Source organism: Faecalibacterium prausnitzii (assembly GCF_003287405.1).
In the GTDB taxonomy this organism is placed as follows: Bacteria; Bacillota; Clostridia; order Oscillospirales; family Ruminococcaceae; genus Faecalibacterium; species Faecalibacterium intestinale.
In genome coordinates, this window is the sequence record NZ_PRLD01000004.1 from 49,265 (window position 1) to 62,561 (window position 13,297).

Annotated in this window: 12 protein-coding genes; 7 read left to right on the plus strand and 5 right to left on the minus strand. The window is 60.9% G+C overall.

All coding sequences use genetic code 11. The annotated features are described in order from the left end of the window. Window positions 1-192: 192 nt before the first annotated feature. From C4N24_RS05260 to C4N24_RS05290, 7 genes are all read left to right on the plus strand, one after another. Window positions 193-408: a FeoA family protein gene (locus tag C4N24_RS05260; RefSeq protein WP_112090590.1), complete on the plus strand. Its 216-nt coding sequence runs from the start codon at window positions 193-195 to the stop codon at window positions 406-408. Between the two features lie 51 nt (window positions 409-459). Next, window positions 460-681 carry a FeoA family protein gene (locus C4N24_RS05265; protein WP_005927392.1) on the plus strand — a complete coding sequence of 74 codons (222 nt, stop codon included), beginning with the start codon at window positions 460-462 and terminating at the stop codon, window positions 679-681. Window positions 682-710: 29 nt separating this feature from the next. Continuing rightward, window positions 711-2,897, plus strand: coding sequence for a ferrous iron transport protein B (gene feoB, locus C4N24_RS05270; RefSeq protein WP_112090591.1), 2,187 nt, complete (start codon window positions 711-713; stop codon window positions 2,895-2,897). 24 nt (window positions 2,898-2,921) lie between these two features. Further along, on the plus strand, window positions 2,922-3,077 hold the full coding sequence (locus C4N24_RS05275) for a FeoB-associated Cys-rich membrane protein (protein ID WP_005927399.1): 156 nt from the start codon (window positions 2,922-2,924) through the stop codon (window positions 3,075-3,077). A gap of 282 nt (window positions 3,078-3,359) precedes the next feature. Next, a complete protein-coding gene (locus C4N24_RS05280; RefSeq protein ID WP_112090592.1) occupies window positions 3,360-3,749 on the plus strand; it encodes a metal-dependent transcriptional regulator in 390 nt (129 codons plus the stop codon). Then, window positions 3,746-5,476 (plus strand): ABC transporter ATP-binding protein/permease, encoded by a 1,731-nt coding sequence (locus tag C4N24_RS05285; RefSeq protein WP_112090593.1) that lies wholly within the window; start codon window positions 3,746-3,748, stop codon window positions 5,474-5,476. The genes C4N24_RS05280 and C4N24_RS05285 overlap by 4 nt, the downstream gene beginning before the upstream one ends. Beyond that, window positions 5,476-7,149 carry an amino acid ABC transporter ATP-binding/permease protein gene (locus C4N24_RS05290; RefSeq protein ID WP_112090594.1) on the plus strand — a complete coding sequence of 558 codons (1,674 nt, stop codon included), beginning with the start codon at window positions 5,476-5,478 and terminating at the stop codon, window positions 7,147-7,149. The genes C4N24_RS05285 and C4N24_RS05290 overlap by 1 nt, the downstream gene beginning before the upstream one ends. 47 nt (window positions 7,150-7,196) lie before the next feature. Here C4N24_RS05290 and C4N24_RS05295 read toward each other — a convergent pair whose 3' ends face one another. Genes C4N24_RS05295 through C4N24_RS05315 form a run of 5 tightly spaced genes read right to left on the minus strand, consistent with a single transcriptional unit; the run spans window position 7,197 to window position 13,209 of the window. Continuing rightward, complete coding sequence (locus C4N24_RS05295; RefSeq protein WP_112090595.1) at window positions 7,197-8,129, minus strand: ATP-binding cassette domain-containing protein; 933 nt, start codon at window positions 8,127-8,129, stop codon at window positions 7,197-7,199. Between the two features lies 1 nt (window position 8,130). Next, window positions 8,131-9,180 (minus strand): ABC transporter ATP-binding protein, encoded by a 1,050-nt coding sequence (locus C4N24_RS05300; RefSeq protein ID WP_112090596.1) that lies wholly within the window; start codon window positions 9,178-9,180, stop codon window positions 8,131-8,133. A 10-nt stretch (window positions 9,181-9,190) separates the two neighbouring features. Next, window positions 9,191-10,213 carry an ABC transporter permease gene (locus C4N24_RS05305; protein ID WP_112090597.1) on the minus strand — a complete coding sequence of 341 codons (1,023 nt, stop codon included), beginning with the start codon at window positions 10,211-10,213 and terminating at the stop codon, window positions 9,191-9,193. Then, window positions 10,213-11,154 (minus strand): ABC transporter permease, encoded by a 942-nt coding sequence (locus tag C4N24_RS05310; protein WP_112090598.1) that lies wholly within the window; start codon window positions 11,152-11,154, stop codon window positions 10,213-10,215. The genes C4N24_RS05305 and C4N24_RS05310 overlap by 1 nt, the downstream gene beginning before the upstream one ends. Window positions 11,155-11,181: 27 nt before the next feature. Beyond that, window positions 11,182-13,209: an ABC transporter substrate-binding protein gene (locus C4N24_RS05315; RefSeq protein ID WP_242983187.1), complete on the minus strand. Its 2,028-nt coding sequence runs from the start codon at window positions 13,207-13,209 to the stop codon at window positions 11,182-11,184. Window positions 13,210-13,297 lie beyond the last annotated feature (88 nt).

Below are 13,297 nucleotides of genomic sequence, written 5' to 3' on the forward strand. Positions count from 1 at the left end.
TAGTCATTGATGATTTTGATAAAAATGCAGAGCGATGCCGGCATAAAATTTGTTTGTTCATATAAACTAACTATGAGATATGAAAAATCTATTGACAAGCTTGGTTAGCAGCGGTAAACTATCTACGCTGATAGTTACGGCTGACTAACCACCGCAGCATCACATATTTTTCAAGGGAAGGGGAGCACAGCGATGATGCCTTTGACGATGACAAAAGCAGGCGAGACCGTCACCATCCGCAGGATCAGCGGTAAGGACGAGGTGCGGCTGCATCTGGCCGAGCTGGGGTTCGTGGTTGGCAGCGAGGTGACCGTGGTCAACGAGATCGCGGGCAACCTGATCGTGCAGGTCAAGCAGAGCCGTCTGGCACTGGATAAGACCATGGCAAGCCGCATCATGGTGTCCTGAGCAGCGCCTTCCCGGTGCTGCATGAAATACTGCAAGGGAGGAACGAGTACGATGAAAACACTGAAAGACGTAAAGGTGGGCGAAACCGCCACCGTGGCACGGCTGCACGGCGAAGGCCCGGTGAAGCGCCGCATCATGGATATGGGCATCACCAAGGGGGTGCAGATCTATGTGCGCAAGGTGGCACCGCTGGGCGACCCCATGGAGCTGACCGTGCGCAACTACGAGCTGAGCGTGCGCAAGGCCGACGCTGAGATGATCGAAGTGGTCTGATAAGACCAAAGGGAGGAAAGGTATCCGCAATGAGCATTAAAATTGCACTGGCCGGCAACCCGAACTGCGGCAAAACGACCCTGTTCAACAACCTGACCGGCTCCAACCAGTATGTGGGCAACTGGCCCGGCGTTACTGTGGAAAAAAAGGAAGGCAAACTCAAGGGCGATAAGGACGTAATCATTCAGGATCTGCCCGGCATCTACTCGCTGTCCCCCTACACGCTGGAGGAAGTTGTCTCCCGTACTTACCTTGTAAAGGAGAAGCCCGACGCCATCCTGAACATCATCGACGGCACCAACATCGAGCGCAACCTCTACCTGACCACCCAGCTGATCGAGCTGGGCATCCCGGTGGTGATGGCTGTGAACATGATCGATCTGGTGCGCAAGAACGGCGATAAGATCGACCTGAAGAAGCTGAGCGCAGAGCTGGGCTGTCAGGCAGTGGAGATCAGCGCCCTGAAGGGCGAGGGCACCGAGGCAGCCGCAAAGGCTGCGGTAGCCGCCGCCAAGGCCGCCAAGACCGGCGAGCTGCCCCATGTGTTCACCGGCAGCGTGGAGCACGCCATTGCCCACATCGAAGAGTCCATTCAGGGCAAGGTGGATGACCGCTTCCTGCGCTGGTACGCCGTCAAGCTGTTCGAGCGCGACGACAAGGTGCAGGATGAGCTGAAGCTGGACAAGACCCTGATGGATCACATCGACGAGCACATTCAGGACTGCGAAAAAGAGATGGACGATGACGCCGAGAGCATCATCACCAACCAGCGCTATGCATACATCAACACCGTGGTGGGCAAGGCTGTCAAGAAGAAGGCCCGCGTGGAGCACCTGACCGTTTCCGATAAGATCGACCGGATCGTTACCAACCGTGTGCTGGCACTGCCCATCTTTGCAGTGGTGATGTACCTGATGTACTCCCTGTCCATGGGCACCTCCATTGCGGACGGCGGCTGGGCCATCGGTACCTTTGCCACCGACTGGACCAACGATGTGCTCTTCGGTGAGATCGTTCCCAATGCGCTGGGCGGCTTTTTGGAAGGCATCGGCGTGGCGGGCTGGCTGTACGGCCTGATCATGGACGGCATCGTGGCCGGTGTGGGCGCGGTGCTGGGCTTTGTGCCCCAGATGCTGGTGCTGTTCTTCCTGCTGTCTATCCTGGAGGACGTGGGCTATATGTCCCGCGTGGCCTTTATCATGGACCGTATCTTCCGCAAGTTCGGCCTTTCCGGCAAGAGCTTCATCCCGGTGCTGGTGGGCACCGGCTGCGGCGTGCCGGGCGTTATGGCAAGCCGTACCATCGAGAACGAGCGTGACCGCCGCATGACCATCATGACCACCTGCTTTATCCCCTGCGGCGCAAAGATGCCCATCATCGGCCTGATCGCCGGTGCAATGTTCGGCGGCTCCTCGCTGGTGGCAGTGTCTGCCTACTTCATCGGCATGGCAGCCATCATCTGCTCCGGCATCATGCTGAAAAAGACCAAGCTCTTCGCAGGTGATCCCGCTCCCTTCGTCATGGAGCTGCCCGCCTACCATGTGCCCGCATGGGGCAACGTGCTGCGGGCAACCTGGGAGCGCGGCTGGTCCTTCATCAAGCGCGCAGGCTCTGTGATTTTGCTCGCTACCGTTGTGCTGTGGTTTATGCAGGGCTTCGGCTTCGAGAACGGTGCCTTCGGTATGGTCGAGGATCAGGACAACTCCGTGCTGGCTGCTATCGCTACCAAGGTCGCATGGATCTTTGCACCTCTGGGCTTCGGCAACTGGCGTGCAACCGTCGCTTCCGTCTCCGGCCTGATTGCAAAGGAGAACGTGGTTGGTACCTTCGGTGTTCTGTATCACTTCGGCGGCGAGCTGTCTGAGAACGGCGACGAGATCTGGGCTGCTGTTGCGAAGGACTACACCGCCCTGTCCGCTTACGCCTTCATGATCTTCAACCTGCTGTGCGCTCCCTGCTTCGCTGCTATGGGCGCCATCAAGCGCGAGATGAATAACGGCAAGTGGACGGCCATCGCCATTGGTTACATGTGTGCTCTGGCCTACTGCTCTGCGCTGGTGGTGTATCAGCTGGGCGGCCTTATCACCGGCGAGGTGCACTTTGGCCTGTTCACCGTGGTGGCTGTTGTGGTGCTGGCAGCGTTTATCTACCTGATGGTGCGCCCCAACAAGTACGCAAACAACAACGAAGTAAAGCTGGATACTTCCCGCATCTGATAGAAACGAAAGGGTGTATGCTGTATGATGGAATTTATTGCAACAAACTTTAATCTGCCCACCATCATCGTGGCAGCGCTGGTATTCGGCGCGCTGGGCTGGGTCGTATGGCACACCCATAAGCACGGCGGCGGCTGCAGCTGCGGTGGCGATTGCAGCCACTGCAAGGGCTGCCACTGAGCACTGAACCAGGGTGCATCTGAAAAGTCGAAAATTTAGTCTATTTCTACAAGCACAGCTGGCTTTTGCGTTAAACAGCCTTGAAATCCACAAAGGATTCCTGCGGCTATTTGCCTTAAATCCCGCTTGTGCTTGCGAAATATTCGTCATTTTCTTTGTTTTCAGATACACCTTAGGAGCGCGGGCTGAAACTCTCGGCTCGCGCTCCTTTTTTAAGTAAAATAAAGTTAGCTTATGATAACACCGGGCAAGCCCCGGCGCGTAAAAAGGAGAGTGACCGGTATGCAGCTGACCGCAGCGCATCTGCGCTATCTGCTGGCCATCTACGAGGTAAGCCGCACCCATCTGGACATCAGCTCCCGCAGCATTGCGGAAAAGCTGGGGGTGACAAAACCCTCGGTGGTGCGCATTCTGAACCTGCTCATGGAGCAGGGCATGATCGTAAAGGAATACTACGGTAAAATTTACCTGACCGACCGCGGCATCTGGGTGGCAAAGCGGGTGCAGCAGGAGCTGGACGCCATTCTGGCGCACTTTCCGCCGGTAAGCGGGGAGCTGACAGGCGAGGAAAAGTGGAACGCCGCCCTTGCCATGACCAGCGCTTTGCCCCAGCGCCTTTTTACCGCCGACTATGAGCGGATGGTGGAAGGGGAAGAGGAGAAACACCCATGATAAACAAAAAACTGCTGTCCTTCGACCGGGCGGCGCTGCGCTATGTGGGAGCAAACGTGGCGTTCCAGTGGCTGGGGCTGGTGTGTAATATCATCTTTGTCCGAGCGGTTGCCCGGCTGGTGGGTGCAGCCTTTGCGGGCAGCCTGACCGCTGCCGCACTGCGGCAGAATATCTTGCTCTGCCTTGGCACGGTGCCGCTGCGCTTTGCCTTTACCATGCTGGCCTCCGGCATGAGCGATCAGGCCTCGCGGGATGTCAAGCGCACCCTGCGCAGCAAAATTTATGAAAAACTTACCCGCCTTGGCCCCGGCTATACCGGCACGGTGGCTACCAGCGAGGTGGTCATGCTGGCCAGCGAGGGCGTGGAGCAGATCGACACTTACTTTGCAAAATATCTGCCGCAGCTGTTTTACAGCCTGCTGGCACCCGTCACCCTGTTTGCGCTGCTGGTGGGGGTGCACGCGCGGTCAGCGGTCATTCTGCTGTGCTGTGTGCCGCTGATCCCCATGTCCATCGTGGCGGTGCAGAAGTTTGCCAAAAAGCTGCTGGCAAGCTACTGGAGCGAGTACACCACGCTGGGCGACAGCTTTCTGGAGAATATTCAGGGACTGACCACCCTGAAAATTTATCAGGCCGACGGCTGGAAGCACGAACAGATGAACGCCGAAGCCGAGCGCTTCCGCAAAATCACCATGCGGGTGCTGACCATGCAGCTGAACTCTGTCACCCTGATGGACCTGATGGCCTACGGCGGCGCAGGGCTGGGCATCATCAGCGCCGTGGCAGCCTTTGCTGCTGGGCAGCTGGAACTGACCGCCACCTTGACCATTTTGCTGCTGGCGGCAGACTTTTTCCTGCCGCTGCGGCTGCTGGGCAGCTACTTCCACATTGCCATGAACGGCGCAGCTTCAGCGGAGAAAATTTTCCGTCTGCTGGCAGCCGAGGAGCCGCAGGACGGCGCACAGAACGCCCCGGCGGATACCACGCTGACGCTGGAAAAAGTGACCTTTGGCTACGAGACCGGCCGCACCGTGCTGAAAGACGTATCCTTTACCGTGCCGCAGGGCAGCTTTGTCTCGCTGGTGGGTGCTTCCGGCAGCGGCAAAAGTACCATCGCCGCCCTGCTGGCGGGGCGCTGCACCGGGTATACCGGGCAGGTGACCATAGGCGGCGTGCCGGTACAGCAGCTGCAGCGGGCTGCGCGGCAGCGCGCGCTGACCGTTGTGCCCCATGATTCCACCATCTTTAAGGGCACGGTGGAAAACAACCTGCGCATGGCAAAGCCGCAGGCGACGGAGAGCGAGCTCTGGGCGGCGCTGGAAGAGGTGAACCTTGCGGACTTCTGCCGCAGCCAGAACGGCTTGCAGACCGCCGTGCACGAGGGCGGCAGCAACCTTTCCGGCGGGCAGCGGCAGCGCCTTGCCATGGCGCGCGCTTTGCTGCACGATACCCCCATCTACCTCTTCGATGAAGCTACCTCCAATGTGGACGCCGAGAGCGAGAACGACATCATGGCGGCCATCCGGGGTCTGGCGGGGAAAAAGACGGTGATCCTGATCTCCCACCGGCTGGCAAACGTGGTGGACAGCGACTGCATCTATGTGCTGGAAAACGGCGGCATTGCCGAGCACGGCACCCACCCGCAGCTGCTGGCGCAGGGGGGCGCTTACTGCCGCCTGTACACCGCCCAGAAGCAGCTGGAGACCCTTGCAAAGGAGGATGCCTGATGCATAAAACAACGAACCACCGCACCCCCGCCGCCATCGTGGCGCGGCTGATCGTGCTGGTAAAGCCCATGCTGCCCATCATGGTGGCAGCCATCGTTATGGGCGTGGCGGGGCACTTCTGCGCTACCTTCATCACCATTTTCGGCGGCTTTGCCATCCTGACCGCTGCCGGGCTGCAAAGTCCGCTGCCCGCCGTGGGCACAGCCTTCGGGTGCATTCTGGTGTTTGCCCTGCTGCGCGGCGTGCTGCGCTATGCGGAGCAGGCGTCCAACCACTATATCGCCTTCCGGCTGCTGGCGCTCATCCGGGATAAGGTGTTCGGCGCACTGCGCCGCCTGACCCCCGCAAAGCTGGAAGGCCGCGACCGGGGCGACCTGATCTCCCTGATCACCGCCGACATCGAAGCGCTGGAAGTGTTCTACGCCCACACCATCTCGCCGGTGTGCATCGCCGTGCTCTGGGCGGCGGGCATGGCCGCCTTTACCGCGCACTGGCACATCCTGCCCGCGCTGGCGCTGCTGGCGGGTTATCTGCTGGTGGGCGCGGCGCTGCCGGTGTGGAGCGCAAAGCGCGGACAGGCCGTTGCCCGGGAATACCGGCAGGCGCTGGCCGATACCAACAGCTATGTGCTGGAAAGCCTGCGCGGCCTGCGGGATACCCTGCAGTATCAGGACACCGCCGCCCGGGCGGTGGGCATCACCGCCCACAGCGAGACGCTGGGCGCAAAGCAGACGGCGCTGAAGTACCGCGAGGGGCTTATTGTTGCCGTGACCAACACCCTGATCCTGTTTACCACGCTGGCGGTGCTGGGCGTGAGCCTGTGGCTGTACCAGCGCGGTGAACTGGCGGCGCAGGGGGTGCTGGTGTGCACCCTGACCGCCCTGAGCTCCTTCGGGCCGGTGGTGGCGCTGGCGAACCTTGGCGCAGGGCTGACGCAGGTATTTGCCAGCGCAGACCGTGTGCTGGCGCTGCTGGACGAAGCACCGGTGACCCCCGAGGTGACCGACGGCGAAAACACTCCCTTTGCGGGTGCCGAGGTGCGCGGCGTCAGCTTTGGCTATGGGGGGGAGCAGGTGCTGCGGGAGATCAGCCTGACCATCCCGGAAAAAAAGATCGTGGGCATCACCGGACGCTCCGGCAGCGGCAAAAGCACCCTGCTGCGGCTGTTGATGCGCTTCTGGGACGTGCAGACCGGCAGCATCCGGTTCGGCGCAGAGGACATCCGGCGGGTGAACACCGCCGCCCTGCGCGCACAGGAAAGCCTTGTGACGCAGGAGACCGAGCTGTTTGCGGATACCATCGGCAACAACATCCGCATCGCAAAGCGCGATGCTGCGCAGGAAGAGGTGGAGGCCGCCTGCAAAAAGGCCGCGCTGGATGACTTTATCCGCAGCCTGCCCAAGGGCTACGACACCCCTGTGGGCGAGCTGGGCGGCACCCTTTCCGGTGGCGAGCGGCAGCGCATCGGCGTGGCGCGGGCATTTTTGCACGATGCGCCTTTCCTGCTGCTGGACGAGCCTACCTCCAACCTTGACAGCCTGAACGAGGGCATCATCCTGCGCGCCGTCCGCGCCGAGTGCAAGGACCGCACGGTGCTGCTAGTATCCCACCGCAAGTCCACCATGGCTGCGGCAGATGTCAGTTTCTCGGTAGAGAGCGGAAGAGTAAGTTAAACAAATGCAAAAACCGGACAGCCCGCGGGCTGCCCGGTTTTGTTTTGTCAGTTCGTCCCGCTTCCAGCGAGCCACTGCGCCGCTTCTGCGTCATTGCACAGCACCCAGTGCTGCGGGCGCAGCTGGCGCCACGCGGGCGGCGCTGCGGTGTAATCGTGCATGGCGGGGTCGTACACCAGCAGCTGCTTCTCCCGCTCCCGGCGCGGGTCCGGCATGGGGATGGCAGAAAGCAGGCTGCGGGTGTAGGGGTGCAGCGGGTGGGTGACCAGCTCCTCGGCGTCCGCAAGCTCCAGGATATTGCCCTTGCGGATGACGGCAATGCGGTCGGAAATATAGCGCATCACCGAAAGGTCGTGGGCGATGAACAGGTAGGTGATGCCGCGCTGCTTTTGCAGTTGGCGCAGCAGGTTGAGCACCTGCGCCCGGATGGACATATCCAGTGCACTGATAGGCTCGTCTGCCACGATGAACTCCGGCTCTACGATCAGCGCCCGGGCAATGCCGATGCGCTGGCGCTGCCCGCCGGAAAATTCGTGGGGGAAGCGGGAAGCAAACTCCGGCAGCAGACCCACGTCCAACAGCGCCTGCCGCACCTTTTCCTCCCGCTGCGCGGCGGTAAGCTCCGGGCGCACGTTCTGCAAACCCTCGCCTACGATGTAGCTTACCTTGGCGCGTTCGTTCAGGGAGGATTGCGGGTCCTGAAAGATCATCTGAATTTCGCGCGTGAGCTGCTTATCCAGCGCACGGGAAATTTTGCCGTTGATGCGCTGACCTTTGTATAAAATCTCGCCGCCGGTGGTGGGCAGGATACGCAGAATGGCGCGGCCGATGGTGGTTTTACCGGAGCCGCTCTCGCCCACAAGACCGAAAGTCTCGCCTTTATAGATGGTGAAACTGGCGTTCTGCACCGCAGAATAGGCTTTGCGCCCGCTGCCGTAGGCCACCTGCAGATTTTTTACTTCCAGTAACGGCTCTGCCATATCACAGCCCCTCCTTTTGCAGCTTTTTCACCGCAGCGGGCGGCTCGATGCGGGGTGCGCGGGGATCCAGCAGCCATGTGCGCGCTTTGTGGGTGGGCGACACTGCAAAGTAGGGCGGCCGCTTGACAAAATCGATCTTCAGCGCCTGCGGGTTGCGGGGCGCAAAGGCATCGCCGCGGATCTCGGCAAACAGGTTGGGCGGCGTGCCCGGGATACTGAACAGATCCTCGCCCTTCACGCCCATCTGGGGCATACTGGACAGCAGCGCCCATGTGTAGGGGTGGCGGGGGTCGTAGTAGATTTCGTCTGCTGTGCCGATCTCCACGATGTCGCCTGCGTACATCACCGCCACCCGGTCGGCAAGGTTTGCCACCACGCCAAGGTCGTGGGTGATGAGCACGATGGTCAGGTGGTACTTTGCCCGCATCTGCCGCAGCAGCTGTAAGATCTGCGCCTGAATGGTCACATCCAGCGCGGTGGTGGGCTCATCGCAGAGCAGAATTTTCGGGTTGCACGCCAGCGCAATGGCAATGACCACCCGCTGCCGCATTCCGCCGGAGAACTCGTGGGGGTACTGCTTGTACCGCAGCGCGGGGTCCGGGATGCCCACGTCCCGCAGGTATTCCAGCGTCTTTTCCCGCGCAGCAGCGCCCTTTAAGCCCTGATGCAGGGTGACGGCTTCGGTGATCTGCTCGCCGATGGTCTTGAGCGGGTTCAGGCTGGTCATGGGGTCCTGCATCACCATGGCGATCTCCCGCCCGCGGACGGCAAGCCACTCTTTTTCAGTTTTCAGCGCCGCAAGGTGCAGCGGGACGCAGCCAGGGGTGGGGTAGTAGTCGATGCTGCCGCCGGTGATGCTGCCGTTCGCGTCCAGCAGGCCCATAAAGCTTTTGGTGAACACACTTTTGCCGGAGCCGCTCTCGCCCACAAGGGCAAGCACCTCGCCCCGGTAAAGGTCAAGATCGATGTCCCGGATGGCGTGCAGGGTGCGCCCGCGCAGCCCGAACCGGATCTGCAAGCCGCGCACCGAGAGGATGGGGTCTTGGGTCATGGCTTCCTCCTTACTGCAGATGGTTCTTGGGGTCGGCGGCGTCCGAGAAGGCGTTGCCGATCAGGTAAAAGGCGATGGTGACAAAGCTTAAAATCAGGGTGGGGTAGAGCAGCTGGTACCGCAGTCCTGCCTGCATCATCACCTTGCGGCCATCGTTCACCAGATTGCCCAGAGAGGGCGTTTCCACCGAGAGACCAAGGCCGATATAGGTGATGAACACCTCGTTGCCGATGGCTTCCGGGATGGTAAGTGCCATGCGCAGCATGATGACCGAAACCAGATACGGCAGCAGGTTGCGCAGCACGATGCGCAAAGTGGGCGTGCCGATGCAGCGGGAGGCGACGTTATAGTCCCGGTCGCGGATAATTAAGATCTGGTTGCGGATGAACCGCGCCATCTCGATCCAGCCCTTGATAGACATACCAAGGATCATCGTCCAGATGCTGGGGGTAGCCACATAGGAGATGAGGATGAGCACAATGGCGGTGGGGATGTTATCGAAGATGTTGTACAGCTCGGTAAAGAGGAAATCCAGCCCACGCACATAGCCCCACAGCACACCGGCGGTAATGCCCACGGCGGCTTCGATGACCGCCACGAAAAAGGCGATGGTCAGGCTGGTGCGCGCCCCCGCCCAGATGCGCGCCCATAAATCCTGCCCGATGGAGTTGGAGCCCCAGAGAAAGCCCTGCTGCCCCGGGGCGATGTTGCGGTACTGGATGCCGGTGGCGGGGTCTACAGCGCAAAGGTTCGGGTTTGCCTGCCCGGGCAGCAGCGGCTGCGCAAAGGCGAACACCACCACCGCCGCCAGCGCTGCCAGCAGCGCCACGGCAAGCTTGTTTTTAAAAAAGGCACGGAAAGTGCTGCCCCAGTAGCTGTAACTGGTGCTGGCAGTGGCTTCGGCCTGCTGGCTGCTGAACCCGGCGGGGGTGAACAGTTCCTCCTCCGGCAGGGCAGCCCACGCGGCGGGGCCGTCCTTTTGCAGGGTGTTCAGCTGCGTTTCCAGCTGACGGGAACACGCGCGTTTGAACATCAGCGGCCACCTTCCTTCTTACCAAAATTGATGCGGGGGTCAATGAGCACCATCAAAATATCGCCCAGTATCAGCCCCACGATGCCCACGCAGGCGTACAGCAGCACGATGCCCTGCACCATGGTGTTGTCGTGGCGCTGCACACAGGTGACCAGCAGCCCGCCCATGCCGGGGATGCTGTACAGGCTCTCGATATAGATGGAACCCACCACTGTGTTGAGGAACGCCGAGGGGATATACTGCACCAGCGGCACCATGGCATTGCGGAACACATGATGCAGCGCGATATCCCGCCCGCACACGCCCTTGGCGCGGGCAAGACGGACGTAGTCCTTGTTGCTTTCGTCCACCATGTAGCGGCGCAGCCACATGGCGTAAAAGGCAAGGTTTGCAAGGCTCATGCTGCACACCGGCAGCACCCAGTAGCGCCAGTTTGCGGCGTTGAACAAAAGCCCCACGCCCACCGCCGCCGTGCCGTACATCTGGATGTACAAAAAGTACACCGCAGCGGGCACAGCCTGAATGAGCACGATCAGCGCCGTACCCAGCTTATCCGGCCAGCGGCCCTTGTACTGCCCCATCACAAGCCCCAGCGGGATGCCCAGCACAAGGCTGAGCAGCATGGCCAGCACGCCCATCTGGATGGAGATGGGCAGCTTCTGGGCTAAGATCTGGGTGACCGGGGCGTTTACCTTATAGATATGGCTCACGCCAAGGTCGCCGTGCAGAGCGTTTCTCCAAAAGCGCCCCACCTGCACCGGCAGGGGGTCTAAAAGTCCCATGGCCTGCAGCCCAGCTTGGATCTGCGCCTCGGACATTTTTTCGTAGTTTGCAAAGTAGCCCTCCACCGGCATGAGCCGCAGCAGGCAGAACACCAGCGTCACGATGATAAACAGCGTCAGCACTGAGCGCCCGATGCGCTTTGCAAGATATTGCACCATGGTGTGCACCTCTCTTTTTTCTAGCCCTTACCGTGCATCCCGGTTGTGGTTATACTCGTCCATGGAAACGTAGTGGTCGAGGATATGGATGCCCTTCAGGCGGTTCGAGGAGAAGCCGGTGGGGGCGTACTGTCCCTCCCACAGGTTCAGCCGGGTGGCGATGTAGGGCGGCACCGGCAGACTGAGCGGGATGACCAGCGCATTCTCGATGAGGTACGCCTCGGCCTCGGCAAAGGCGGCGTACCGGGCGTCAAGGTCGGCAGTGATGGCCTTGGCCTTTTCCACCATGTCCATGTAGGTCATGACATAGCCGGCGGTCTCGCCGGTGATGATGCCGTCCTCCACGCCGGTGCGCAGAAAGGCGTAGCAGGTGCCCCGGTCGCCCGCTTCCTGATAGAAGGGGTACACCTCGGTCTCGGGGTCGGAGTAGTCCGCGCCCCAGTAGTAGGACATGAACTCGTAGGCACCCGCGCGGCGCACTGCATTCAGGAAGTTATCGGACGGCCCCTGCGTGATGATGATCTCCACAAAGTCGAAACCGTCGTTCAGTACGCCCTCCACCTGCTGTTTGAACACCTGACACTGCTTGTCCCAGTCCACCACGGCGGGGTTGTAGGGGTACTGTACCTTGATGGGGAAGGTAGCCCCCGCAGCGGTCAGTTCCTGCACGGCGGCGTCGCGGTACTGCTTGGCGGTGGCTTCGTTAAAGTGGTCGGTCACGTTAGCAAGCGCACCGCATTCGGTGTAGTCCACGCCCTTGCTGTCGGCGCAGAAGGAGGGCGGGGTGATGGTGTGCAGCTTGTAGTTCTCGTACCCTTCCGGCGCAGTGACCGCCAGCGTGACGGCGGGGTTGATGGCGTAGAGGAACGCCTTGCGGAAGTTGGTGCTGTTCACCGCCTTGGCCCAGTTGTCCGGCTGGTACTGGGCGTCCACGCCGGTGGTGTTCCAGTTGGGGAACTGGTGGGCGTAGGGCAGGAAGTTGAAGAAATAGAAGTAGCTCTTGCCGGTCTCCGGGCGCTCCATGGACACCATGTCCTTGGTGGTATCGTCCGCCAGCCAGCTGTCCAGAATGTCCGAGCTGATGGTGGCCTGGTCGATCTCGCCGCGCCGCACCATCTCCGGGCCGCTGATGAGCGCCTCCTGATTGTAGATGTAGCGGATGGTGTCGATGTACACGTTGTCCTTATCGTAGTTTTCGGGGTTTTTCTTCATCACCCAGCTTTCCAGCGGGGTGTACTCCGCCAGATAGAACGCACCGCAGTTGCAGGCGGTCTCGGCGCTGGTGCAGAACTGGTCGCCCAGCTCTGCCAGCATGGGGCCGTAGGCGGGCTCGAAGGGGGCATAGTTCAGAAGGCTCAAAAAGCCCGGGAAGTCGTAGTTCAGAGTATAGGTCAGGGTGTGCTCGTCCACGGCAGCCACGCCCACGGAGGAAAAATCCACGGCGGGGCAGGTGGTGGTGCTGCCGTCGGCGGCGGTCAGGGTCACGGTGCCTGCGGCGTCGATGGTGTAGGTGGTGCCGTCCTCGGCCACAGTGCCGTTGTTGGCATTGTTGCGCCAGACGCAGTAGTTATAGTAGTCCTCAGCCCCGGCCACATAGGGGGTGACAAGGCTGGCAGTGCCGGAAGCGTAGTCTGGGTCCAGCAGATAAGCCAGCGCGTCCACAAAGTCCTGCGCGGTCACGGGGCCCAGCACTGCGCCGGTATAGTCCACCCAGTTCTCGTCCCGCAGGTGGAAAGTCCATGTCAGGGTGTCGGCGTCCCACTCCCAGCTGGTGGCAAGACCTTCGCGGATCTTGCCGCGGCTGTCGTACTCCACCAGCGTGTCTACGCAGTGGGTGCCGTGGTACAGGTCCGGGTCGGCAGAGCAGATCAGGTAGTTCAGGGAGGCGGGCTGACGGGCATACAGTACGGTGTAGGTGGTGCTGTCGCCGGTTGCGGCAGTGCCGCCCGCAGAGGAGCCGCCGCAGCTGCTCAGCAGCCCGGCAGCAGCGGTGGAAAGGGCTGCTGCACCGCCGGCCTTTAAGAACTGACGGCGGGAAAAAGCATGATGCATCATAAAAACCTCTTTCGCTCTTTGTAAAAAAGAGGTAACGGAACCACATCCGTTACCTCTCTGTAACAAGTCCATCGGCTACCAACGGTAA